The sequence below is a fragment of the Serratia sp. YC16 genome, from assembly GCF_009707615.1.
Taxonomy (GTDB): Bacteria; Pseudomonadota; Gammaproteobacteria; order Enterobacterales; family Enterobacteriaceae; genus Serratia; species Serratia surfactantfaciens.
The window spans coordinates 692,029-714,223 of record NZ_WLYN01000001.1; the positions used below are offsets into that span (position 1 = coordinate 692,029).

Genomic DNA, 22,195 nt, shown 5'->3' on the forward strand with positions numbered 1-22,195 from the left:
GGGTACGTGCTACGACTGATTTAAGGATGCATAAAGGACAATGGAAACAACCTTGCGCAGCGCCCTGCTCAAAAACTTCCTGGGGCAATCTCCCGACTGGTACAAACTGACCATTATTATTTTCCTGGCGATCAACCCGCTGGTGTTCTTTTTCGCCAGTCCGTTTATCGCGGGTTGGCTGCTGGTGGTGGAGTTCATCTTTACCCTGGCGATGGCGTTGAAGTGCTACCCGTTGCTGCCGGGCGGCCTGCTGGCGCTGGAGGCGGTAGCCATCGGCATGACCAGCCCGGCCCAGGTCTCGCAGGAAATCGAACATAATCTGGAAGTGCTGCTGCTGCTGGTCTTTATGGTAGCCGGCATCTACTTTATGAAGCAGCTGCTGCTGTTCGTATTTACCAAACTGCTGCTCAACATCCGCTCGAAAACGCTGTTGTCGCTGGCATTCTGCCTGGCCGCCGCCTTCCTTTCCGCTTTCCTCGACGCGCTGACGGTCGTGGCGGTGGTAATTAGCGTCGCCACAGGGTTCTATTCCATCTATCACAACGTGACCTCAAATCGCCCCGACGGCGACATCGGCGACGACAGCGATTTCACCGGCGAAGAGCGCAAACAGACGCTGGAACAATTCCGCGCCTTTCTGCGCAGCCTGCTGATGCATGCCGGCGTCGGCACCGCGCTCGGCGGGGTCATGACGATGGTGGGCGAGCCGCAGAACCTGATCATCGCCAAGAGCGCGGACTGGGGCTTTATCGACTTCTTCCTGCGTATGGCGCCGGTCACCTTGCCGGTGCTGGTGTGCGGCCTGCTGGTCTGCTGGCTGGTAGAGCGTTTTCGTCTGTTTGGCTACGGCGTGCAGTTGCCGGACGCAGTGCGCGAGGTGCTGAAAGAGTATGACCGCAAGGCCACTGCAGGCCGCAGCAAGCAAGAACGTCTCAAGCTGGTGATGCAGGCGTTGATCGGCGTTTGGCTGGTGTTGGCACTGGCCTTCCACCTGGCCGAGGTCGGGTTGATCGGCCTGTCGGTGATCATTCTCGCCACCTCGCTGTGCGGCGTGAACGATGAACACGCCATCGGCAAAGCGTTCCAGGAAGCGCTGCCGTTCACCGCCCTGTTGACGGTGTTTTTCACCGTCGTTGCGGTGATCATCGAACAGCACCTGTTCAGCCCGGTGATCCAGTTTGTGCTGCGCGCCGAGCCCGCCTCTCAGCTTTCGCTGTTCTACCTGTTCAACGGTCTGCTGTCGTCGGTTTCCGACAACGTGTTCGTCGGCACGGTTTACATCAACGAGGCGCGTGCCGCGCTGGAGTCTGGCGCCATTGCGCTGAAACAGTTTGAACTGCTGGCGGTCGCCATCAATACCGGCACCAACCTGCCTTCTGTCGCTACCCCGAACGGCCAGGCGGCGTTCCTGTTCCTGCTGACGTCGGCGCTGGCGCCGCTGGTGCGCCTGTCGTATGGACGCATGGTGTGGATGGCCCTGCCGTATACGGTGGTGCTGACCGTGGTCGGCCTGCTGTGCGTACAGTTCACGCTGGAGCCGGCGACCGAACTGTTGACGCAGTGGCACTGGCTGACGCTGCCTCCTCTCGACGCTATCGGCCACTGATGCGGCGCCGGCAGAGTAAACCGACTATTTTTACGCGGAAACCGGCCCAGGTGGCTGGCAGCGAAGATGAATTGGTTTACACTGCCGGTTCAATTGCTTACTGCATGGAAGAATCTAGATATGTTGCAATTCTTTAACCGCTGTTCACAAGGACGCGGCGCCTGGCTGCTGATGGCCCTGACAGCGTTGGTGTTGGAACTGGTCGCGCTCTATTTCCAGCACGTGATGCTGCTGCAGCCCTGCGTCATGTGCATTTACGAGCGTTGCGCACTGTTCGGCATCCTCGGCGCCTCGCTGGTGGGCGCCATCGCGCCGAAAACCCCGCTGCGCTACGCGGCGATCTTGCTGTGGATCTACAGCGCCTGGGAAGGCGTTCAGCTGGCGTGGAAGCACACCATGATCCAACTGCACCCTTCGCCGTTCAATACCTGCGATTTCTTCGTCAGCTTCCCTTCGTGGCTGCCGCTGGACAAATGGCTGCCGGCGGTGTTCCACGCCTCCGGTGACTGTTCCGTGCGCCAATGGCAGTTCCTGACCCTGGAAATGCCGCAATGGCTGGTCGGCATCTTCGGCGCCTACCTGCTGGTGGCGCTGATCGTGTTGATCGCACAGTTTGTTCGCCCACGCCGCCGCGATCTGTTCGGCCGCTGATCGGTACATAAACCAAAAACGGCGCCTGAAGGCGCCGTTTTTTTTAGGGTATTGCTGTCAAATTCAGAGATAACCCCATTTCAGGTATGTGTGAGGAAATAAACGAGCACGATCAGCGCTCCAGCCACGGCAAACAGACGAACCATTTTCATTGTTATGCTCTCGAACTTGCGGGAGAGCGGCCAAATTACCCAACTTATCGCTTAAAAAGAAGCATCCTGGCTCGATTACGCGCGTAATTTACATAACATTAAACTTCTGTGATACCAGCAGGCAAAAACAGGCGATGTCGGCGCAATCCTCTCGGCTTTCGGCCGACAATAAATTACCGTTATTTATGAACGACTGCGCCTTTGTCACATTCAGAGCACAATATTTTGGTGAACTTTGCCCATAAAATCCTTATAGTATCGGCAAAGTGAGTACTACCGATTTCCCTGGTGTTGTTGTGTGTCTTGCCCCTCATCTATGTAGGGGCTTTTTTCCCCCTTCCCCCTTCCCCCTGACTTGCAAAAATTCTCCCTTATCCCGCAATGCTGATAGCGCGCATCGAGTCTCGACTCACCGTTCGCGCACTAATGATTAAAATCGTTCCTGATTCTTTACCTATGCTGATGACGTTTGGATTTCCACACTTTTTCTCTAGTAAGCCGGGCCCAGTCTTTGGCTGACTACAGCAAATGATATCAAGGACACGATCTATGCCGGATACCGCATTGCCTCCCTCGTCTCAGCGCCCGTTCCTGCGTCGCCTGCTGCTTAAAACAGGGAAAAGATTCCTGCGCTGGAACGGCGAGTTTCAGACTCGCCATTCGCTAATCTCCACCACGCCGCAGATCGGTAATCATGAATTTAATTGGGTGACGGCGCTGGAAGCCCGTTGGCCCGCCATTCGGGAGGAGTTGGATCGCCTGTTGGAGCATCCTGAAGATATTCCCGCATTCCACCAAATATCACCGGATCAGAAACGCATCTCCAAAGGGGATAACTGGAAAACCTTCGGGCTGTTTGTCTATGGGCAACGCGTTGATGAAAACTGCGCCATTTGCCCGCGTACCGCGCAAGCGGTCAGCGAGATCCCCGGCATGCGCACCGCCATGTTCTCTATCCTTAAGCCGCACTATCATATCGTGCCGCACAAAGGCCCGACGCGTGCCGTGGTGCGCGCTCATCTGGGATTAATCGTGCCAAAGGATCGGGAAAAGCTGTGGATCCGCGTTGACGATCAAATCCTGCATTGGGATGAAGGCAAAGTGATTTTGTTTGACGACTCTTATGAGCACGAAGTGCGTAATGATACCGACGAGCTGCGCGCGGTGTTGTTTCTCGATATCGACCGGCCGATGGACAAGGTGGGTACGGCGGTGAATAAGCTGCTGTTCAGCCTGATCAAAGCCAGCCCTTATGTGAAACAACCGCTAAAAAACCTGGCGAACTGGCACCGGCGCGATAAAAAAGAGTGAAATGACGGCTTATGCCATGAGCCCCACGCCAGCGGGTTAGCTCAACAACGCAAAGGGGGAGTGCCCGACCACTCCGCCCTCTTGCATCGCGCTCCGCCTTGATCCGCAAGGGTTCCGATTTTACCTGGCCCAGTCCGGCTTGTTGAGGATATGGTCCTGCCAGTCCACCACTTCGCTCTCACGCACCGCGATATGCCGCACCGTGATGCGCTCACCGTGCATCGCCGCCTTGGAGCCGCTCAGCAACGGGTGCCAGGGGAACAGCGGTTTACCTTCGCCAATCAGACGGTAGGCGCAGGTAGGTGGCAGCCAATCGAAGGTGGTGAGGTTCTCGCGCGTCAGTTTGATGCAGTCTTCTTCCAGCTCGAAGCGCCGCTCGTAGTTGCGGCATTGGCAGGATTTGATGTTGAGCTGGTTGCAGGCTACGTTGGTAAAATAAATCTCGTCGGTATCTTCGTCGATCAGCTTATTCAAACAGCATTGCCCGCACCCGTCGCACAACGACTCCCACTCTTGTTCTGACATTTCCGCCAGCGTTTTCTGTTGCCAAAAAGCGAGTTGTGACATGTTAGCGTCCGGTTTAGGTAAAGGGAAAAGTCACCTGCGCACAGGTTCGAGGGGGGACTATATAGACATTTTAGCCGCGAGATGCAAGTTTTGCCGCCGACGATGCCGGCGGCGAGGAGAAATCAGATCACCCGGGTGCTGAGGGTTTTGCCGTTCAGGCTGATTTTCAGCATGTCGCCGGAAGCCATCGGGCCCACGCCCTGCGGCGTGCCGGTCAGAATGATGTCGCCGGCGCGCAGCGTGAAGAAACGGCTCATGTAGCTGATAAGCGGCAGGATCGGCGTGATCATGTCACGCGTATTGCCCTGCTGGCGCAGTTGGTCGTTAACGGTCAACGACAGCTCGGCGTTTTGCGGATCGCCGAACTCGGCTACCGGGATAAATCCCGACATCGGGCAGGAACCGTCGAAGGCCTTGGCCTTTTCCCACGGCTGACCGGCTTTTTTAAAGCCCGCCTGCAGATCGCGCAGCGTCAGATCGAGCGCCACGCCGTAACCGGCGATCGCCCGCGCCACGCGGTCTTCGTTGGCCTGTTTCAGCGGCGTGCCGATCAGCACCGCCAGCTCGACCTCATGGTGCACTGAACCGAACTCTTTAGGGATGGCCACCGGCTGGCGGATATCGCACAGCGCCGTTTCCGGTTTGATAAACACCACCGGCTCGACGGAAACCGCGCTGCCCATTTCCTTGATGTGATCGGCGTAGTTGCTGCCGACGCAAACCACCTTGTTCACCGGGAAATCGAGCAACGAACCCTGCCAGTCTCTATGTTGATACATACCGCTTCTCCCAAACTGTAGAGGCTTGGCGCGCCAAGCCGATTATTGGTGTGTCGAATCAATGTCCGATCGCGTCCGCCATCATACCCACGGCGATAGCGAAATAGTAAGAGCGATTCCAGTGCATCAGGGTGCGGAAATTATCATAGACCAGGAACGTCCGCCCCTGCAGATCGTCCGGCGCGATGATCCAGCCGCGCTGAATGGCGTGCGGCAACGCACTGCCATCCGCACGCCGAACGCCGCGTTGTTGCCAATCGTTGACGCTGCGCGCCTGCGCATCCTTCAGCCCCAGTTCGGCCCGGTTGAAACCGGCGGGCAGCTTGACCTCGCGCCCCCAACCGATGCCCGGCTGCCAGCCCTCTTTGGATAAATAGCTGGCGGTAGAGGCAAATACGTCATCGATGTTATTCCAGATATCGATGCGCCCGTCACCATCGCCATCCGCCGCATAGCGCAGGAAGGAACTCGGCATAAACTGGCATTGCCCCATCGCGCCGGCCCAGGACCCTTTCAGCGACGCATCGCCAACGTGTCCCTGCTCGATTATCTGCAGCGCCGCCAGCAGCTCCTGACTGAAAAAGGCTTCGCGGCGCCCTTCGAACGCCAGCGTCGCCAGCGCAGACACCACGTCTTCCCGCCCCTGAATCTTGCCATAGGCACTCTCCATGCCCCACAGCGCGATGATATAGCGCCCCGGCACCCGATAGCGCCCGCTGGCCCGCGACAATTGCGCATGGCGCTGCCGGTACAGTTCGCGCCCCTGGCGCACCTTGACGGGCGACATCATCCGCCGCAGGTAGTCGTCCAGGGTTACCTTCTGCTCCGGCTGATTGCGATCGGCCTTGATCACCCGATCGACGAAATGGATTTGCGCAAAAGCGCGGTCGAGCGTGCCCTGACTGATGCCCTGCTCCCTCGCCCGCCGCTTAAGCTGCTCGACATACGCCGGAAACTGCGCCGGATCGCGGCCGCTCGCCGCCAGCGTCGTCTCCTGCGCCGCGTGTGACGAGCCCGGTATCAGCGCACCGCCCAGCGCCAGCCAAACGGCCAGCGCGGTTGTTCTCACCGAACGTGTCATCGCGCCTCCCCTGGCCGCAGCGCCTGCCTCAGGACTTGTCGCCCGCCAGATGCTGGTTGAGCAGATTTTCAACCGGCGGCGGGAACTGCAGGTAATAGCCTTCGTCTTTCAGCGCCTGCTTCACCTTTTCGATATCCGCCGAAGCCAATTTCTTGCGTTCATCGAGCGAAAGCATCATGGCGAATTGCGGCACGCCGAAACTTTTCATCAGCTCTTCCGGCACACGAGAGAAATCGTCTTTTTTTTCGACATAAAGATAAGTTTGATCGCGTTTCGGGCTTCTATAGATCACACAAAGCATTTTTTTAACTCTATTTAATTGAGGGAGCGTCTTGCCTGGATATAACTCTGACTATAACATGCTTATAGTACATCGGAATATCGCACCCCGAGTGGTATTCCGGGGATTTAAAGTTGCTGAGACTGAGTCAGGATAGATGTCACAATCGCCAATTGAGCTAAAAGGCAGCAGTTTTACCCTATCGGTTGTTCATTTGCATAATTCGCAGCCCGAGGTAATACGTCAGGCGTTACAAGAAAAAGTTGAGCAAGCGCCCGCTTTTCTGAAAAACGCCCCTGTTGTTATCAACGTCGCAACGCTGGATGGCGATGCGAACTGGAAAGAACTTCAACAGGCTGTCGCGGCGGCAGGTCTGCGCGTTGTGGGTATCAGCGGTTGCAGAGATGAGCGACAAAAGCGCGCGATAGCCCGCGCCGGGCTACCGCTGCTGAGCGAAGGCAAAGGCCAGAAAATGGCGGCGCCGGAGCCTACCCCTGCGCCAGTGGCGGCGGATAACGCCCCCGCCAAAACGCGCATCATCAGCACGCCTGTCCGTTCCGGCCAACAGATTTACGCCCGCAACTGCGATCTTATCGTGACCAGCAGCGTCAGCGCCGGCGCCGAATTGATTGCCGACGGCAATATTCACGTCTATGGCATGATGCGCGGCCGCGCACTGGCAGGCGCGTCAGGCGACACGCAATGTCAGATTTTTTGCACCCACCTGGCGGCTGAGCTAGTCTCTATCGCAGGGCAGTACTGGTTGAGCGATCAAATCCCGTCCGATTACGTCGGGCAGGCCGTACGACTCAGCCTGTTGGATAACGCTTTAACCATACAACCTTTAAACTAAGCCCTTTTGACAAGGAATCCATTTCATGGCACGCATTATTGTTGTTACATCGGGTAAAGGGGGCGTTGGCAAGACCACTTCGAGCGCGGCCATCGCTACCGGCCTGGCCCAGAAAGGCAAGAAAACCGTGGTGATCGATTTCGATATCGGTCTGCGTAATCTTGACCTGATTATGGGCTGCGAACGTCGGGTAGTTTATGATTTCGTGAACGTGATTCAGGGCGACGCCACGCTGAATCAGGCGTTGATCAAAGACAAACGCACTGAAAACCTCTATATCCTGCCTGCTTCGCAGACGCGCGACAAAGACGCGCTTACCCGAGAAGGCGTTGAAAAGGTCCTCAACGATCTCGGTGAGATGGATTTTGACTTCGTGGTGTGCGACTCGCCGGCCGGTATCGAAACCGGTGCGCTGATGGCGCTGTACTTCGCCGACGAAGCTATCATCACCACCAACCCGGAAGTCTCTTCGGTACGTGACTCCGACCGTATTCTGGGGATCCTTTCTTCCAAGTCGCGCCGTGCCGAGAAAGGCGAATCGCCTATCAAGGAACACCTGCTGCTGACCCGTTACAACCCGGGCCGCGTCAGCCGTGGTGACATGCTGAGCATGGAAGACGTGCTGGAGATCCTGCGCATTCCGCTGGTGGGTGTGATTCCGGAAGACCAGTCAGTGCTGCGTGCTTCCAACCAGGGTGAGCCTGTCATTCTGGATGCCGAGTCAGACGCCGGTAAGGCGTATGACGATACCGTTTGCCGCTTGTTGGGGGAAGAACGCCCATTCCGCTTCATTGAAGAAGAGAAGAAGGGTTTCCTGAAACGCCTTTTTGGGGGATAAACCATGGCCTTATTAGACTTCTTTCTGTCCCGCAAAAAACAGACAGCCAATATAGCCAAGGAACGGCTGCAGATTATCGTCGCAGAGCGTCGTCGCGGGGACAGTGAGCCCCCGTATCTGCCTGATCTGAAACGCGATATTCTGGCGGTTATTTGCAAATACATTCAGATCGATCCTGAAATGCTGCATGTGCAGTTCGAGCAGAAAGGGGACGATATTTCGGTACTTGAACTTAACGTGACATTACCGGAATCGGAAGAAGCAGCTAAATGATTGCGACGCATTAATTACCCCCTGTATATTTTATGCAGGGGGTAACTGTATGTGCATCCAGTTAATAAGCATCATCGGCAGCAAAAAAGCGATTTTTCCCTTTGGGACAATTCCCAATTAACTTTGCCGCCACCTCGTTTAAAGTAAATTCTGGCCAGATTTACCTTCAACGCATTATTTCCTGCCTATATTCACCCGAGCAGAGTTTCCTTACCCTGCCCTGGTGAGTGCCAGCGATTAATATTCTTTCAGGATCTCCTGCAACGGCGCCATTAATAAATCGCCACGCCAGCCGCTGATTAATTCAGGGCGACTCTCGCCGTCCTTCAGTTTCCAATGCCAGTTCAGCAGTTGGTTAATTTGGCGACGGGACGCCAGCAGCTCGCTGCTCAACCCACTTTGCTCGCTGACGGTGGCGATCGCCGCCTTGATGTCTTTAAACACCTTCTTGTAGCCCGGCTGATCGATAAGGTTGGCCAACGGCGCCGGCAGCTCGCCTTCGTCCAAGGCTTCGGCCTCGGCCACCAGCGCCAGCAGCGTTTTACCGTGATAACGGATCTCCGGCCCGCTCAGACCCAGCGAATCCAGTTCTCCCAGCGAAGAAGGCATATAGCGCGCCACCTGCCACAGGTTTTCCTCCCGCACCACGAAGTTCACCGCCAAATCGCGCTCGCGCGCCTGGCGCAACCGCCACTCCGCCAGCTTCTGCAGACAACCCAGCTGGCGCGGACGCAGCTGCCAGGCATTGCTGATTTCACGATAGGCCAATTCCGGCGCCAGCGTCTCGCTGCGGCGTTGGCACAACAGCAGGCACTCGTTATTGGCCGCCGCGGTCCAACCGGCCTCTTCGGTCTCCTGCACCAGCTGTTTGGCCATCGGCAGCAGATAGAACACGTCGGCCGCCGCGTATACGCACTGTCTTTCGGTCAGCGGGCGCGCCAGCCAGTCGGTGCGCGACTCGCTTTTGTCCAGCTCAACCTTCATGTACTCCGCCACCAGCGTCGCGAAACCGCAGGAGAGCGGCCGGCCGGTAAAGGCCGCCAGGATCTGGGTATCGACCATCGGCGTCGGCAGCGTCTTAAAGGCGTTGAGAAACACTTCGAGATCTTCGCTGCCGGCATGCAGGAATTTCACCACGGCGGTGTCGGCCAACAGGTCGACAAACGGCTGCCACTGCTTGATCGGCAAAGGATCGATAAGGGAGAGTTGTTCACCGTCGTAGAGCTGGATCAGGCCCAGCTGCGGATAGTAGGTGCGCGTTCTGACAAACTCGGTGTCCAGCGCTATCTGGGCATGCTTTCTCGCCTGCTCGCAGACCTGCTGCAATCCGGCATCGGTAGTGATCAACTGATAATTCAAAACATCATTCTCTTGTAGGATTCAAACACAACAACGCCGGCATTCACCGGCGTTGTCGATAGTCAGGCGCAAAGGCAAAACCTAGGCGGCATCGGCCGGCTTCGGCGTTTTTTGCTCCTCGCGCAGTTCTCGCCGCAATATCTTGCCGACGTTCGACTTCGGCAGCTCATCGCGGAACTCAACAATTTTAGGCACTTTATACCCGGTCAGGTGACGGCGGCAATGGGTCAACAGCTCTTCCTTGGTCAGCGAGGCGTCTTTCTTCACCACGCAGATCTTCACCGTTTCACCGGAAACCTCACTGGGCACGCCGATCGCCGCACATTCCAGCACTTTCGGGTGCTGGCTCACCACATCCTCGATCTCGTTCGGATAGACGTTGAAACCAGAGACCAGGATCATGTCTTTCTTGCGGTCGACGATGCGCACAAACCCCTGCTCGTCTACGGTAACCACATCGCCGGTCGCCAGCCAGCCGTCTTTCAGCACTTCGTCGGTGGCTTCCGGGCGCTGCCAATAGCCTAACATAACTTGTGGCCCTTTGACCCACAGTTCGCCCGGTTCACCCGGCGGCACATCCTGACCGTTGTCATCCACCAGTCGAATATCCGTCGACGGCACCGGCAGGCCGATGCTGCCGCTGTAGTGTTTCAGATCGTAAGGGTTGCCGGCCACCAGCGGTGCGCACTCCGTCAGGCCGTAACCTTCCAGCAAATGCTTGCCGGTGGTTTTCTCCCATTTCTCGGCCACCGCCTTTTGCACCGACATGCCGCCGCCAACCGAGAAGCGCAGCGTAGAGAAATCGAGCTTGTGGAAATCTTCGTTGTTCAGCAACGCGTTGAACAGCGTATTCACCCCGCTCATGGCGGTGAACGGATATTTGCCCAGTTCTTTCACCAGCCCTGGAATGTCGCGCGGGTTGGTGATCAGCAAATTGCGCCCGCCCAGGTCGATAAACAGCAGGCAGTTCACCGTCAGCGCGAAAATGTGATACAGCGGCAACGCCGTCACCACCAGTTCCTGCCCTTCACGGAACAGCGGCGAATAGGCGGCTTTGGCCTGCTCGAGGTTGGCCTGCATGTTGCGGTGCGTCAGCATCGCGCCCTTCGCCACGCCGGTCGTGCCGCCGGTGTATTGCAGGAAGGCCAGATCGGCATTAATGATGTCCGGTTTTACATACTGCAGGCGGCGGCCGCGCTGCAGCGCGCTGCGGAATGAAATGGCATCCGGCAGGTTGTATTTCGGCACCAGACGCTTGACGTATTTGACCACGAAGTTGACCAGCGTGCCTTTGGCGGCCGAAAGCTGATCGCCCATGCGCGTCAGAATCACGTGCTTGACCTGGGTGTTGAACACCACTTTTTCCAGCGTATGGGCGAAGTTGGACACGATGACAATGGCGCTGGCGCCGCTGTCGTTTAACTGGTGCTCCAGCTCGCGCGGGGTATACAGCGGGTTGACGTTGACCACCACCATACCGGCGCGCAGAATGCCAAACAAGGCGATGGGATATTGCAGCAGGTTAGGCATCATCAGCGCGACGCGGTCGCCCTTCTTGAGGCCCAGTTCATTTTGCAGGTAAGCCGCGAAAGCCCGGCTGCGTTCTTCCAGTTTGCGGAAGGTCATCACCTCACCCATATTGATAAAGGCGGGCTGATCGGCATAGCGCTGCACGGCATGCTCAAACATTTCGATCAACGACGAATAGCGATCGGCATCAATCTCTGCGGGCACATCTGCCGGATACCGTTTTAACCAGACCTTATCCAAGGTATTACTCCTGAAATCATTACTAATTATCATCGCAGCCCTCAAACTCGCAGCCTAACCATAACAATATTTTAACTCAGCAGACCAGTTCGGGTTTTAAACATTATTCAGGTTGCGATGTACGTCACTAATTGTCGGATATTCCTTATCCCAAAAAGCAAAAGGGCGGCCTGAGCCGCCCTGTCAAATTTGTTCACATCAAGCGTATGCTACTCGGTTACGATGGTTTGCACCTGTGCCGGGCCAGGGTTGTACCAACCATAGCCAGCCCCCCAACCGGGTCCCCACGGACCACCGCGCCAGCCCCAAGGCCCCATCGGCGCCGGCGGCATCACCACCTGCTGCACCAGATGCCAGCGTTTGAAACCGGTGACGTTCATCGTCACGAAGCGATACGGCGTCATGCCGATCCGCCCCTCTTTCAGGCCGGTAATGGGGCCGACAACGGTCACCAGTTGGCCTTTGAAATCAACCGGCTCGAGGAAACCATTTACCGTGGCCAGCAAGCGGCCGCGCGAGGGTTCACCCAATATCGGCCGCGCACCGCTGTCGAGCGGCACTGCCGCGATCTCCAGCACCGTACGCCCCTGTTCGTTGGCGACGTTCACCACGGTGCCGCCGAAGCGGGCTTCCGCGCCGGTAAACAGGTTCGGTGCATTTTGTACCGAGGAAAGCTGAGTCACCGGCGAAGGGCTGGAGCCTTTGATCGCATCCGGTACGGTGACGCACCCGGTCAGAACCAGCGCGCCGCAGGCGATGGCCAGCAGCGACAGCTTTTTACTTGCAGTGCGGATTAACATGGTCGCAATCTCCTGAAATGCCTGTAACTTTGACCGCGTTTCATCGTTCAAGTTGCAGGCCTTCATCGCCCGGCATCAACAACAGCACAATACGCCGCGATTACTCACGGCCCGGCAGCTTTTTCCAGGTCACTTCATTGCGCAGGTAGGTCGGCTCGGCGTTTTCTACCGCCACCGCCAGCCCCTGTTGCCAGGCGTGCAGCGCCAGCGGCAGCATGTCTTGCGCCTGCGGCAACAGCATCTGGCCGTCACGCACGCTCAGAGCGGAACCCTTGACCAGATCGGGATAGGTTTGCCAGCCGGTGCCGACGTGGGCCCATTCCCCCTGCAGGCGCTGCGCGCGCTCCAACGCCTGAACCGGCGACAGCACCGCCTCGCCTTCGCTTTCCAGCCAGCGGCCGTCAGCCTGACGCTCGAACTGCCCCCAGTAGACCTCGCCCATGCGCGCATCGATCGCCGCCAGCACGCGTTCAGCGCCGCTGACGCGCCAGGCGCCCTGCGCCATGGTTTGCAGCGTGGAAACGCCAATCATCGGCAGCTCGGCGCCCAGCGCCAGGCCCTGAGCGATGCCGATGCCGATACGCACCCCGGTAAAACTGCCGGGGCCGCGGCCGAAGGCCAGCGCATCGAGCTGGTTGAGCGCCAGACCGGATTCCGCCAGCACCTGCTGCACCATAGGTAAAATACGTTGCGTATGCTCGCGTGGGCACAGCTCAAACAGGGCGTGGATTTCGCCTTGATTCCAGACGGCGACGGAACAGGCTTCCGTCGCGGTATCGATCGCTAAAATTCGCGTGGACATGCCAACCTCTGGCGGGAATAAAACTGGGTTTTTCATACAGGGCGCGCATTGTAGCACAGCCCCGTAAGCCCTTCATCTTTCACGTAGCCGACGTCTCGGCGGCCTGCAGGAAGGCGATCGCCTGCTTCAGATCGCGGGTGCGCGGCGTGGGCGGCAGGCTGTTGAGGAACACCTCGCCATAAGGGCGCATCACCAGACGATTATCGCAAATCACCAGCACGCCGCGATCGTCGGTATCGCGGATCAAACGCCCAACGCCCTGCTTCAGGGTGATGACCGCATCCGGCAACTGCACGTCATTGAACGGATCGCCGCCGCGCAGGCGGCAATCTTCAATGCGTGCCTTCAGCAGCGGATCGTCCGGTGACGTGAACGGCAGCTTATCGATGATGACGCAAGATAGCGCATCACCGCGCACGTCCACCCCTTCCCAAAAACTGCTGGTCGCCACCAACAGCGCGTTACCGGCGGCAACGAACTGCGCCAGCAACTGCCCTTTGCTGGTTTCCCCTTGCAATAATACCGGCAGCGTCATCGTGGCGCGGAACTCTTCCGCCAGCTCGCGCATCATCTGATGCGAGGTGCATAAGAAGAAGCAGCGGCCGTTGTTGGCTTCGATTAACGGCCGCAGCATGCGCGCCAGCTGGCGCGCTCCGCCCGGTTGATTCGGCGAAGGCAAAAAGCGCGGCACGCACAGCAACGCCTGTTTGGCATAGTCGAATGGGCTCGGCAGCAGCAACGTTTTAGCCTTGGTCAGCCCCAACCGTTCGGTGAAATGGCCCAACCGATCGTTGACCGACAGCGTGGCCGAGGTAAAGATCCAACTGCCCGGCTTCTCGTCCAGCATTTCGCGGAACCGATCGGCCACCGTCAGCGGCGTCAGCGCCAACACGAAGTGGCGTGAATTGCATTCATACCAATAGCTGTAGCCCGGCTCCGTCACCGCCTTCAGCCGTTTGAGGCGCGCGCGATACAGCGTGGCGCGCTCAAAAGCGGCATCCAGCAGCGCCGAACGCCCCAGCGACAGTTTCATGACGTCATAACACAGCTCCAGCGCGTCATCGAGCAACAACAGAGCGCGCTGCACGTTCGGTTCGCCCAGCACGTCGCGCAGATTGCCGCGAAAGCCCGGCTCCCCCAGATTCAGGCGGAAATCTTGCGTACTCAGGCTGAGACGGTCGGCGCTTTTTTGCAGTTGGGCGGCGTCGCGCACCTCGGTGCGGTAGGCGATGGTGATGTCCTTCGCCAGATCCAGCAACTGGCGGCTGGTGAGCTGCTGGCCGAAATACTGGCTGGCGATGTCGGGAATTTGGTGCGCTTCATCGAAAATCATCACCTCGGCTTCCGGGATCAGCTCGGCGAAACCGCCCTCTTTCACCACCATATCCGCCAGGAACAGGTGATGGTTCACCACCACCACATCCGCATCCATCGCGCGGCGGCGCGCCTTGACCACGAAGCAATCCTGATACAGCGGGCAGTCGCTACCCAGACAGTTGTCATTGGTGCTGGTCACCAGCGGCCAGACGAAGCTGTCTTCCGCCACTTCGCTGCAGGTGCTGATATCGCCCTCTTTGGTCTGCGACGACCACTTGCGCAGCTGCACCAGGTCGATCAGCGTCTGGCCCGCCAGCTCGCCGCCGGCCATCGACTGCTGCTCCAGTCGCTCCAGGCACAGGTAGTTGGAACGCCCCTTGAGCAGCGCCAGCTTGCCTTTGTACTTCAGCGCCTTGGCGACGGTGGGCAGATCGCGCGCATACAGCTGATCCTGCAACGCTTTCGAACCGGTAGAGATGATCACTTTGCGATCGGCGCGCAATGCCGGCGCCAGATAAGCGAAGGTCTTGCCGGTGCCGGTGCCGGCTTCCACCACCAGTTCCTGCTTGAAATTGATCGCCTCGGTGACGGCTTGCGCCATCTGCCGCTGCGGCTCACGCGGTTTGAATCCCTTGATAGCCTGCGCCAATGCGCCGTCTGTTGCAAAATCGTCTGTCACGCTGTCTCTCTGCCGGTGTCATTCAGCGGTGATTATGCCAAGCCTGCCGCCCGGCTACCACCCACTTTATCGCCGCGCTTTTTCATCACCGGCTGTGCTACCCTTAGCGGGACGATGATATGGAGATAAGCAAATGAATATTGAAAGAATTGATCCCGATAAGCGCTGGTCCGAAGCCGTGGTGCACAACGAGACCGTTTACTACACCAGCGTGCCGGAGAACCTGGACGATGACGCGACCGCGCAGACCGCCAACGCCCTTGCCGCCATTGACGTGCTGCTGGCGCGCGTAGGTTCGGATAAGAGCCGTATTCTTGACGCCACCATTTTCCTGGCCAACACCGCCGACTTCGCTGCGATGAACGCCGCCTGGGACGCCTGGGTGGTCGCCGGCAGCGCGCCGGTGCGCTGCACCGTGCAGGCGCAGCTGATGAATCCGAAGTACAAGGTGGAAATCAAAATCATCGCCGCGCTGTAAGCCTGAGCGCAGACGAAAAAAAACCGCAGGCGGCTATGCCTGCGGTTTTTTTATTGCCCGCTATCAGGACAGTTTGAGGATCACCATCCCCGCCAGCAACAGCGCCAGGCCGATCCAGCCTTTGGCGTTTAACCGCTGGCCGAACATGATCCAGCCCGCAGCGATAGTGGCGGCGATACCGAAACCGCCCCACAGCGCATAAGCGATCGACAGATCGATGCCCTTTACCGCCTGCGCCAGGGCGCTGAACGCGCCGAGTACCGACAGCAGCGACAACAGCCCCAACCAAATTTTACGGAAGCCGTCCGACATCTTCAGGAAGATGTTGGCGACGATTTCCAACACGATCGCCAGACCCAGGAACCCGATGTGGTACAACTCAAACTGTTGCATGGTTGTCACCTCGCGGGCTGACCTGTTTTCGCTCTTTGCGGGTGCCGGATTTCACCAGCATGATGCCGGCGATCAGCGTCGCCAGACCCAGCACCTTCAGCACAGAGATGGGCTCGTCGAACCACAGCACGCTGAACAGGGTGATGAACAGAATGCCGATCCCTTCCCACAGCGCATAGGCCACGCCCAGCGCTACGCGTTTTACCGCGACAGACAGCAACACGTAAGACGCGGTAATCATCACATACATCACGATATGCCCGCTCATGCCGCCATTGACGCTGGCGTATTTCATCGACAAGGTGCCGATGATTTCGGTCATGATGGCCAAACCTAAAAAGATCCAATAAATCATAATTTTTCTCCCAAACGGCGAATAACGCGCGCCAAGGCATATTTATCCCGATTTATCTCGTCAAACGGCCGCCGTGCGGCGCGCAAGACGCAGAGATCCCTGGGGATAAACTGACCCAAACGCAAAAAGAATGTTTGCCCGGCTGAACGATAGCGTGAAGGCGTAAGCCCGCTACCTGCACCGGTTAAGGGAGAAAGACGCTATAGCTCGCTGCACCAGTGATGCTCACTGGCAAGGATCGCAGACAGGAAGAGTTGGCAAGTAGAGGTTCTGAGGGTAGTTCCGTTAATAGTCATCATAATAGTTCTCTATTATCAGCCGCACACCGTGCGATTTGCCCAATATCCTCATAAAAGTAAAATTTTCAACTGAGATATTTTTACCACAGCCAAAATAAGAAAGCAAACTGCCGTTTTCATAAAAAAGCAGAAAAAAACGGGTTAAAAATAATAAAGTTAATTGCAATGAAAATTAAAAAAGGCCCAACGGAGCGTTGAGCCTTGAGATAATCCAGGATGTGCAAATAAGCGCCAACCTCAGGCGCGGCGCGGGTTACGACGCGGCGCCGCTGACGGCATTGCGCGCCAGTTCGGTGATGCGCGCGTAGTCGCCGCTGTCGAGCGCGTCCGCCGGCACCAGCCAGGAGCCGCCGATGCAGAGCACGCTTTTCAGCGCCAGATAATCGCGATAATTGTTCGGCGTAATGCCGCCGGTCGGGCAGAAACGCACCTGCGGGAACGGACCGCCGATCGCCTGCAGCGCCTTCCCTCCGCCGTTGGCTTCCGCCGGGAAGAATTTGAACTCGCGCAGGCCGTAATCCATCCCCTGCATCAGTTCAGAAACGGTGCTGATGCCCGGAATAAGCGGGATCGTCCCCGCCGTCGCCGCCTGCAGCAAGGCTTCGGTCAACCCCGGGCTGATGGCGAACTGCGCCCCCGCCTCGGTCACCTCCCGCAGCTGCTGCGGATTGATCACCGTACCGGCGCCGATGATCGCCTCCGGCACCTCTTTAGCGATAGCGCGAATCGCCTCCAGCGCACAGGCGGTGCGCAACGTCACCTCCAGCACCCGCACGCCCCCGGCAACCAGCGCTTTCGCCAGCGGAACCGCCTGTTCCAGCTTGTTGATCACGATAACCGGCACCACCGGTCCCGCCGTCAGGAGCTGTTCGGCGCTGGTTTTCCAGTTTTTCATCGTTATTTCTCCATTACTCGCGGTTAACAATGGCACGCCCCTGCCACAGGGTTCCGCGCAAACGCGCGGACGCCGGCCGTACCGTAAGTGATGTGGCCCACGCGCAGATCGCAGGTAAAAAAAAGCCGGCAGACAGGCTGCCGGCATTGCGCATTACTCGAACTCGTTCCAGGAACGGCCGTCGCGGGTGATCATCGCCACCGAGGCCACCGGCCCCCAGGTGCCCGCCTGATAAGGCTTAGGCGCTTCGTTGTCGGCTTTCCACGCGTCCATGATGGAGTCGACCCACTTCCAGGCCTCTTCCACTTCATCACGGCGCACGAACAGCGCCTGGATGCCGCGCATGGTCTCCAGCAACAGGCGCTCATAGGCGTCCGCCACGTGCTCCTGATTGAAGGTTTCCGAGAAGCTCAGATCCAGCTTGGTGGTCTGCAAGCGGTGCTTGTGATCCAGCCCCGGCACCTTGTTCAGCACCTGAATTTCGATGCCTTCGTCCGGTTGCAGACGGATGGTCAGCTTGTTCTGCGGCAGCTGCTGATACGAGTCGCTGAACAGGTTAAGCGGCGGGTTTTTGAAGTACACCACCACTTCCGAACATTTGGTCGGCAGACGTTTACCGGTGCGCAGGTAGAACGGCACCCCGGCCCACTGCCAGTTGTCGATATCCACGCGGATGGAGACGAAGGTTTCGGTGCTGCTGCTCTTGTTCGCCCCCTCTTCTTCCAGATAGCCCGGCACTTTCTTGCCCTGGACGAAGCCGGCGGTGTACTGACCGCGCACGGTGGTTTCCCGGACATTGGTCTGATCGATGCGGCGCAGCGAACGCAGTACCTTGACCTTCTCGTCGCGGATGCGGTCGGTGGTCAGATCCGCCGGCGGCGACATGGCGATCATGGTCAGGATCTGCAGCAGGTGGTTCTGGATCATGTCGCGCATCTGGCCGGCCTGGTCGAAGTAACCCCAGCGCCCTTCGATGCCCACCTCTTCCGCTACGGTGATCTGCACCGAGTCGATGGTGCGGTTATCCCAGTTGGACGCGAACAGCGAGTTGGCGAAGCGCAGCGCCAACAGGTTCAACACCGTCTCTTTGCCGAGATAGTGGTCGATACGGTAAACCTGGGACTCATTGAAGTACTCAGCCACCTGATCGTTGATCACGCGGGAGGACGCCAGATCGGTGCCCAGCGGTTTCTCCATCACCACGCGCGCCGGCTCGTGGTTCAGCTTGGCTTCGCCCAACCCTTTGCAAATGGCGCCGAAGGTGCTTGGCGGCATAGCGAAGTAGTTGATGGTGGTGCGGTGCTTCTGATCCAGCATTTTACCCAGTTTGGTAAAGTTCTTGCTGTCGTTGACGTCCAGGTTGCAGAAGTCCAGGCGCGCGCTCAGCGTGGCCCAGAGTTCGTCATCCAGTTTTTCCTTCATGAAGGTGCCAAGCGCTTCCTTGACCACTTCGGTATAAGCTTTTTTATCCCACTCCGCGCGGCCGACGCCGATGATCCGCGTATCCGGGTGGATGTGTCCGGCTTTCTCTAACTGGTACAGGGAAGGCAGCAGTTTACGGCGCGCCAAATCACCTTTCGCGCCGAAAATAACCAGGTCACACGCCTGGGCTGTAGAGGTTACCGCCATGTTCATCTCCTCGTTGCAGGATATTTGTAATTTTCTTACATTACTAATGTACTCTGTTTGACTACGGCCAGCAAACCCGGTGCAAAAGCAGAAAAAAAGCCCCAAAGATTCCAGTGGTAAGCGCCACTGCGCGGCAGAGCCGTTGCAGGTGGACAAAACTGTAATTTTTCGTCTTTTTTGACGCTCTGTTACCATTATGAAAGTTAGACACAGGTCATATTCTGGTGAAAAAAGCCTGCATACGCCCTGTCGAGACTGCCAACGGTTACCAGCACGTAGTATATTTTCACTAAACCGGCATTGATTTCTCCTTTATTTGAAATCGACATACCCTATCGATTTCAGGTTACAGCCGCTCGTTTGGCGTCTGCTTGCACGGCGTACACGGACGAAATTCGACGCTGTCGCTTGAAAGCCACAGGGATAAAACCATGAGTGACTCTCGTTATATGAATACGCTGGACAAAATCCAGAGCCATCTGGAACTCCTGAGCAAATCTGAAAGGAAAGTCGCCGAGGTGATCCTGGCCTCCCCGCAGACCGCTATTCACTCCAGCATCGCTACGCTGGCGCGCATGGCCGACGTCAGCGAACCCACCGTCAACCGTTTTTGCCGCCGCCTTGATACTAAAGGCTTTCCCGACTTCAAACTGCATCTCGCCCAGAGCCTGGCCAACGGCACGCCTTACGTAAACCGTAACGTCGAGGAAGATGACAGCGTCGATGCCTATACCAGCAAGATCTTCGAGTCGGTGATGGCCAGCCTGGATACAGTAAAGGCAAATTTGGATATTGCCGCAATCAATCGTGCGGTTGACCTGCTCACCCAGGCAAAAAAGATCTCTTTCTTCGGCCTGGGCGCCTCTGCGGCGGTGGCGCACGACGCGATGAACAAATTTTTCCGCTTCAACATCCCGGTGGTCTACTTCGATGACATCGTCATGCAGCGCATGAGCTGCATGAACTCCGGCGAAGGCGACGTGGTGGTGTTGATCTCGCATACCGGTCGCACCAAGAATCTGGTGGAGATGGCCCAGTTGGCGCGCGAAAACGACGCCACGGTGCTGGCCATCACCTCGCGCGATACCCCGCTCGCTCAGGCGGCGACCCTCGCTCTACTGCTCGACGTGCCCGAGGACACCGACGTTTATATGCCGATGGTGTCGCGGATCGCGCAATTAACGCTCATTGACGTGCTCGCCACCGGATTTACCTTGCGCAGAGGGGCTAAATTCAGAGATAACTTGAAGCGGGTCAAAGAAGCGCTCAAAGAATCGCGCTTTGATAAAGGCGTGGTCATTCCCAACAGTTTTGACTCGTAACCTTACGAAGAAAAAATCGCCGTTCAACAGACATTTGAATGGCGGCATCAGAGGCTGTACCCTGTTAACACGCTCATGCGGGTAACCCGGGTGAAATATCAGTGTTGTAAAATTACATTTCACGCCTGGTTTCGTTATCCGACGTTATCGCAACACCAATATTTGCTTCACCAGTCAACGGAGTAATACATGTCCAGACGGCTCAGAAGAACCAAAATCGTTACCACCCTGGGTCCGGCTACAGACCGCGACAATAATCTGGAAAAGATCATTGCCGCCGGCGCCAACGTAGTTCGGCTCAACTTCTCCCATGGCAGCCCGGAAGATCACCAGGCTCGCGCTGACAAAGTGCGCGAAATCGCTGCCAAACTGGGGCGTCACGTCGCTATCCTCGGCGACCTGCAAGGGCCAAAAATCCGCGTATCCACCTTTAAGGAAGGCAAGATTTTCCTCAACGTGGGCGATAAATTCCTGCTGGACGCCAACCTGTCCAAAGGCGAAGGCGACAAAGAAAAAGTCGGTATCGACTATAAAGGCCTGCCTGCCGACGTGGTGCCGGGCGACGTCCTGCTGCTCGACGACGGCCGCGTTCAGCTGAAAGTGCTCGAAGTTCAGGGCATGAAAGTATTTACCGAAGTGACCGTTGGCGGCCCGCTGTCCAACAACAAGGGCATCAATAAACTCGGCGGTGGCCTGTCGGCCGAAGCGCTGACCGAAAAAGACAAGGCGGACATCGTTACCGCCGCCAAGATCGGCGTCGACTACCTGGCGGTTTCCTTCCCGCGCACCGGCGAAGACCTGAACTACGCCCGCCGTCTGGCGCGCGACGCAGGCTGCAACGCCAAGATCGTATCCAAGGTTGAACGCGCCGAAGCGGTGTGCAGCGACGAAGCGATGGACGACATCATTCTGGCCTCCGACGTGGTGATGGTCGCCCGTGGCGATCTGGGCGTCGAAATCGGCGATCCGGAACTGGTCGGCATTCAGAAGAAACTGATCCGCCGCGCCCGCACCCTGAACCGCGCGGTGATCACCGCGACCCAGATGATGGAGTCGATGATCACCAACCCGATGCCGACCCGCGCCGAGGTCATGGACGTGGCCAACGCCGTGCTGGACGGCACCGATGCCGTCATGCTGTCGGCGGAAACCGCTGCCGGCCAATACCCGGCGGAAACCGTCGCGGCAATGGCGCGCGTTTGTCTCGGCGCCGAGAAGATCCCGAGCATCAACGTTTCCAAACACCGTCTGGACGTGCAGTTCGACAACATCGAAGAGGCGATCGCCATGTCTTCGATGTATGCGGCCAACCACCTGAAAGGCGTCACCGCGCTGATCGCCATGACCGAATCCGGCCGCACCGCGCTGATGATGTCACGCATCAGCTCCGGCCTGCCGATCTTCGCCATGTCCCGTCATGAACACACGCTGAACCTGACCGCACTGTATCGCGGCGTAACGCCGGTGTACTTCGACAGCCACAAAGACGGCGTGATCGCCGCCAACGAAGCTGTCAATCGCCTGCGCGACAAAGGCTTCCTGGTTTCCGGCGACCTGGTGATCGTCACCCAGGGCGACGTGATGGAAACCGTCGGCACCACCAATACCAGCCGTATCCTGCGCGTCGAGTAATCCACGCCGCAGACGAAATGCCGGCCGTCCCACGATGGCCGGCATTTTTTTTGCCCTGACATCGCCATAAACGA

The 22,195-nt window shown here is 57.7% G+C and carries 22 protein-coding genes; 9 read left to right on the forward strand and 13 right to left on the reverse strand.

What is annotated here, in order from left to right; all coding sequences use genetic code 11:
* Window positions 1-40: 40 nt before the first annotated feature.
* The 3 genes from nhaB to GKN89_RS03180 all read left to right on the forward strand — a co-directional run bounded on the left by nhaB (window position 41) and on the right by GKN89_RS03180 (window position 3,720).
* Window positions 41-1,606 carry a sodium/proton antiporter NhaB gene (gene nhaB, locus GKN89_RS03170; RefSeq protein ID WP_063918474.1) on the forward strand — a complete coding sequence of 522 codons (1,566 nt, stop codon included), beginning with the start codon at window positions 41-43 and terminating at the stop codon, window positions 1,604-1,606.
* Between the two features lie 120 nt (window positions 1,607-1,726).
* Window positions 1,727-2,257 carry a disulfide bond formation protein DsbB gene (gene dsbB / locus GKN89_RS03175; RefSeq protein ID WP_004932277.1) on the forward strand — a complete coding sequence of 177 codons (531 nt, stop codon included), beginning with the start codon at window positions 1,727-1,729 and terminating at the stop codon, window positions 2,255-2,257.
* A 701-nt stretch (window positions 2,258-2,958) separates the two neighbouring features.
* Window positions 2,959-3,720: an aspartyl/asparaginyl beta-hydroxylase domain-containing protein gene (locus GKN89_RS03180; protein ID WP_154746329.1), complete on the forward strand. Its 762-nt coding sequence runs from the start codon at window positions 2,959-2,961 to the stop codon at window positions 3,718-3,720.
* 120 nt (window positions 3,721-3,840) lie between these two features.
* On the opposite strand, the gene GKN89_RS03185 is transcribed toward GKN89_RS03180, so the two are convergent.
* The 4 genes from GKN89_RS03185 to GKN89_RS03200 form a co-directional block, all read right to left on the reverse strand.
* Entirely contained in the window at window positions 3,841-4,287 is a 447-nt protein-coding gene (locus GKN89_RS03185; RefSeq protein WP_025159803.1) for a YcgN family cysteine cluster protein, read from the reverse strand.
* A 122-nt stretch (window positions 4,288-4,409) separates the two neighbouring features.
* Window positions 4,410-5,066: a fumarylacetoacetate hydrolase family protein gene (locus tag GKN89_RS03190; RefSeq protein WP_025159804.1), complete on the reverse strand. Its 657-nt coding sequence runs from the start codon at window positions 5,064-5,066 to the stop codon at window positions 4,410-4,412.
* Between the two features lie 58 nt (window positions 5,067-5,124).
* Window positions 5,125-6,147: a lytic transglycosylase domain-containing protein gene (locus GKN89_RS03195; RefSeq protein ID WP_154746330.1), complete on the reverse strand. Its 1,023-nt coding sequence runs from the start codon at window positions 6,145-6,147 to the stop codon at window positions 5,125-5,127.
* A gap of 28 nt (window positions 6,148-6,175) precedes the next feature.
* Window positions 6,176-6,448, reverse strand: a complete 273-nt coding sequence (locus tag GKN89_RS03200; RefSeq protein ID WP_019452788.1) for a YcgL domain-containing protein — start codon at window positions 6,446-6,448, stop codon at window positions 6,176-6,178.
* Window positions 6,449-6,584: 136 nt separating this feature from the next.
* Between GKN89_RS03200 and minC the strand changes: the two genes are divergently transcribed.
* From minC to minE, 3 genes are read left to right on the forward strand one after another with little or no spacing between them, the layout of a single operon-like run.
* On the forward strand, window positions 6,585-7,280 hold the full coding sequence (gene minC, locus GKN89_RS03205) for a septum site-determining protein MinC (protein WP_019452789.1): 696 nt from the start codon (window positions 6,585-6,587) through the stop codon (window positions 7,278-7,280).
* 25 nt (window positions 7,281-7,305) lie between these two features.
* Window positions 7,306-8,118, forward strand: coding sequence for a septum site-determining protein MinD (minD, locus tag GKN89_RS03210; RefSeq protein ID WP_004932300.1), 813 nt, complete (start codon window positions 7,306-7,308; stop codon window positions 8,116-8,118).
* A gap of 3 nt (window positions 8,119-8,121) precedes the next feature.
* Complete coding sequence (gene minE / locus GKN89_RS03215) at window positions 8,122-8,391, forward strand: cell division topological specificity factor MinE (protein ID WP_004932303.1); 270 nt, start codon at window positions 8,122-8,124, stop codon at window positions 8,389-8,391.
* Between the two features lie 237 nt (window positions 8,392-8,628).
* On the opposite strand, the gene rnd is transcribed toward minE, so the two are convergent.
* The 5 genes from rnd to GKN89_RS03240 all read right to left on the reverse strand — a co-directional run bounded on the left by rnd (window position 8,629) and on the right by GKN89_RS03240 (window position 15,118).
* Window positions 8,629-9,750: a ribonuclease D gene (gene rnd / locus GKN89_RS03220; RefSeq protein ID WP_154746331.1), complete on the reverse strand. Its 1,122-nt coding sequence runs from the start codon at window positions 9,748-9,750 to the stop codon at window positions 8,629-8,631.
* Between the two features lie 81 nt (window positions 9,751-9,831).
* Entirely contained in the window at window positions 9,832-11,520 is a 1,689-nt protein-coding gene (gene fadD / locus GKN89_RS03225; protein ID WP_019452791.1) for a long-chain-fatty-acid--CoA ligase FadD, read from the reverse strand.
* Window positions 11,521-11,729: 209 nt separating this feature from the next.
* Window positions 11,730-12,320, reverse strand: coding sequence for a Slp family lipoprotein (locus tag GKN89_RS03230; RefSeq protein ID WP_063918637.1), 591 nt, complete (start codon window positions 12,318-12,320; stop codon window positions 11,730-11,732).
* A gap of 100 nt (window positions 12,321-12,420) precedes the next feature.
* Window positions 12,421-13,122 (reverse strand): tRNA (adenosine(37)-N6)-threonylcarbamoyltransferase complex dimerization subunit type 1 TsaB, encoded by a 702-nt coding sequence (tsaB, locus tag GKN89_RS03235; RefSeq protein WP_154746332.1) that lies wholly within the window; start codon window positions 13,120-13,122, stop codon window positions 12,421-12,423.
* Between the two features lie 79 nt (window positions 13,123-13,201).
* The gene (locus GKN89_RS03240; RefSeq protein ID WP_063918479.1) at window positions 13,202-15,118 is read right to left on the reverse strand and encodes an ATP-dependent DNA helicase; all 1,917 of its coding nucleotides are present in this window, start codon (window positions 15,116-15,118) and stop codon (window positions 13,202-13,204) included.
* A 133-nt stretch (window positions 15,119-15,251) separates the two neighbouring features.
* Here GKN89_RS03240 and GKN89_RS03245 point away from each other — a divergent pair, with 133 nt between their 5' ends.
* Entirely contained in the window at window positions 15,252-15,596 is a 345-nt protein-coding gene (locus tag GKN89_RS03245; RefSeq protein ID WP_019452795.1) for a RidA family protein, read from the forward strand.
* A gap of 63 nt (window positions 15,597-15,659) precedes the next feature.
* Here GKN89_RS03245 and mdtI read toward each other — a convergent pair whose 3' ends face one another.
* The 4 genes from mdtI to zwf form a co-directional block, all read right to left on the reverse strand.
* A complete protein-coding gene (gene mdtI / locus GKN89_RS03250) occupies window positions 15,660-15,989 on the reverse strand; it encodes a multidrug/spermidine efflux SMR transporter subunit MdtI (RefSeq protein WP_074054019.1) in 330 nt (109 codons plus the stop codon).
* The gene (gene mdtJ / locus GKN89_RS03255; RefSeq protein ID WP_019452797.1) at window positions 15,976-16,344 is read right to left on the reverse strand and encodes a multidrug/spermidine efflux SMR transporter subunit MdtJ; all 369 of its coding nucleotides are present in this window, start codon (window positions 16,342-16,344) and stop codon (window positions 15,976-15,978) included. Before mdtJ ends, mdtI begins: the two co-directional genes overlap by 14 nt.
* A 552-nt stretch (window positions 16,345-16,896) precedes the next feature.
* The gene (locus GKN89_RS03260) at window positions 16,897-17,538 is read right to left on the reverse strand and encodes a bifunctional 4-hydroxy-2-oxoglutarate aldolase/2-dehydro-3-deoxy-phosphogluconate aldolase (protein ID WP_154746333.1); all 642 of its coding nucleotides are present in this window, start codon (window positions 17,536-17,538) and stop codon (window positions 16,897-16,899) included.
* Between the two features lie 153 nt (window positions 17,539-17,691).
* Complete coding sequence (gene zwf / locus GKN89_RS03265; protein ID WP_019452799.1) at window positions 17,692-19,167, reverse strand: glucose-6-phosphate dehydrogenase; 1,476 nt, start codon at window positions 19,165-19,167, stop codon at window positions 17,692-17,694.
* Between the two features lie 449 nt (window positions 19,168-19,616).
* Here zwf and GKN89_RS03270 point away from each other — a divergent pair, with 449 nt between their 5' ends.
* Entirely contained in the window at window positions 19,617-20,489 is an 873-nt protein-coding gene (locus GKN89_RS03270; protein WP_019452800.1) for a MurR/RpiR family transcriptional regulator, read from the forward strand.
* 189 nt (window positions 20,490-20,678) lie between these two features.
* A complete protein-coding gene (gene pyk / locus GKN89_RS03275) occupies window positions 20,679-22,121 on the forward strand; it encodes a pyruvate kinase (RefSeq protein ID WP_019452801.1) in 1,443 nt (480 codons plus the stop codon).
* The last annotated feature ends 74 nt before the right edge of the window (window positions 22,122-22,195 follow it).

Excerpts from the sequence above, each read along its gene's own strand:
- minD (WP_004932300.1), top strand. The coding sequence starts at position 7,306 with ATGGCACGCATTATTGTTGTTACATCGGGTAAAGGGGGCGTTGGCAAG.
- pyk (WP_019452801.1), top strand. The coding sequence starts at position 20,679 with ATGTCCAGACGGCTCAGAAGAACCAAAATCGTTACCACCCTGGGTCCG.
- mdtI (WP_074054019.1), bottom strand. The coding sequence starts at position 15,989 with ATGCAACAGTTTGAGTTGTACCACATCGGGTTCCTGGGTCTGGCGATC.
- GKN89_RS03190 (WP_025159804.1), bottom strand. The coding sequence starts at position 5,066 with ATGTATCAACATAGAGACTGGCAGGGTTCGTTGCTCGATTTCCCGGTG.
- mdtJ (WP_019452797.1), bottom strand. The coding sequence starts at position 16,344 with ATGATTTATTGGATCTTTTTAGGTTTGGCCATCATGACCGAAATCATC.
- GKN89_RS03195 (WP_154746330.1), bottom strand. The coding sequence starts at position 6,147 with ATGACACGTTCGGTGAGAACAACCGCGCTGGCCGTTTGGCTGGCGCTG.
- GKN89_RS03180 (WP_154746329.1), top strand. The coding sequence starts at position 2,959 with ATGCCGGATACCGCATTGCCTCCCTCGTCTCAGCGCCCGTTCCTGCGT.
- minE (WP_004932303.1), top strand. The coding sequence starts at position 8,122 with ATGGCCTTATTAGACTTCTTTCTGTCCCGCAAAAAACAGACAGCCAAT.
- GKN89_RS03200 (WP_019452788.1), bottom strand. The coding sequence starts at position 6,448 with ATGCTTTGTGTGATCTATAGAAGCCCGAAACGCGATCAAACTTATCTT.
- GKN89_RS03185 (WP_025159803.1), bottom strand. The coding sequence starts at position 4,287 with ATGTCACAACTCGCTTTTTGGCAACAGAAAACGCTGGCGGAAATGTCA.
- minC (WP_019452789.1), top strand. The coding sequence starts at position 6,585 with ATGTCACAATCGCCAATTGAGCTAAAAGGCAGCAGTTTTACCCTATCG.
- GKN89_RS03245 (WP_019452795.1), top strand. The coding sequence starts at position 15,252 with ATGAATATTGAAAGAATTGATCCCGATAAGCGCTGGTCCGAAGCCGTG.
- tsaB (WP_154746332.1), bottom strand. The coding sequence starts at position 13,122 with ATGTCCACGCGAATTTTAGCGATCGATACCGCGACGGAAGCCTGTTCC.
- GKN89_RS03230 (WP_063918637.1), bottom strand. The coding sequence starts at position 12,320 with ATGTTAATCCGCACTGCAAGTAAAAAGCTGTCGCTGCTGGCCATCGCC.
- dsbB (WP_004932277.1), top strand. The coding sequence starts at position 1,727 with ATGTTGCAATTCTTTAACCGCTGTTCACAAGGACGCGGCGCCTGGCTG.
- GKN89_RS03270 (WP_019452800.1), top strand. The coding sequence starts at position 19,617 with ATGAATACGCTGGACAAAATCCAGAGCCATCTGGAACTCCTGAGCAAA.
- zwf (WP_019452799.1), bottom strand. The coding sequence starts at position 19,167 with ATGGCGGTAACCTCTACAGCCCAGGCGTGTGACCTGGTTATTTTCGGC.
- nhaB (WP_063918474.1), top strand. The coding sequence starts at position 41 with ATGGAAACAACCTTGCGCAGCGCCCTGCTCAAAAACTTCCTGGGGCAA.
- GKN89_RS03260 (WP_154746333.1), bottom strand. The coding sequence starts at position 17,538 with ATGAAAAACTGGAAAACCAGCGCCGAACAGCTCCTGACGGCGGGACCG.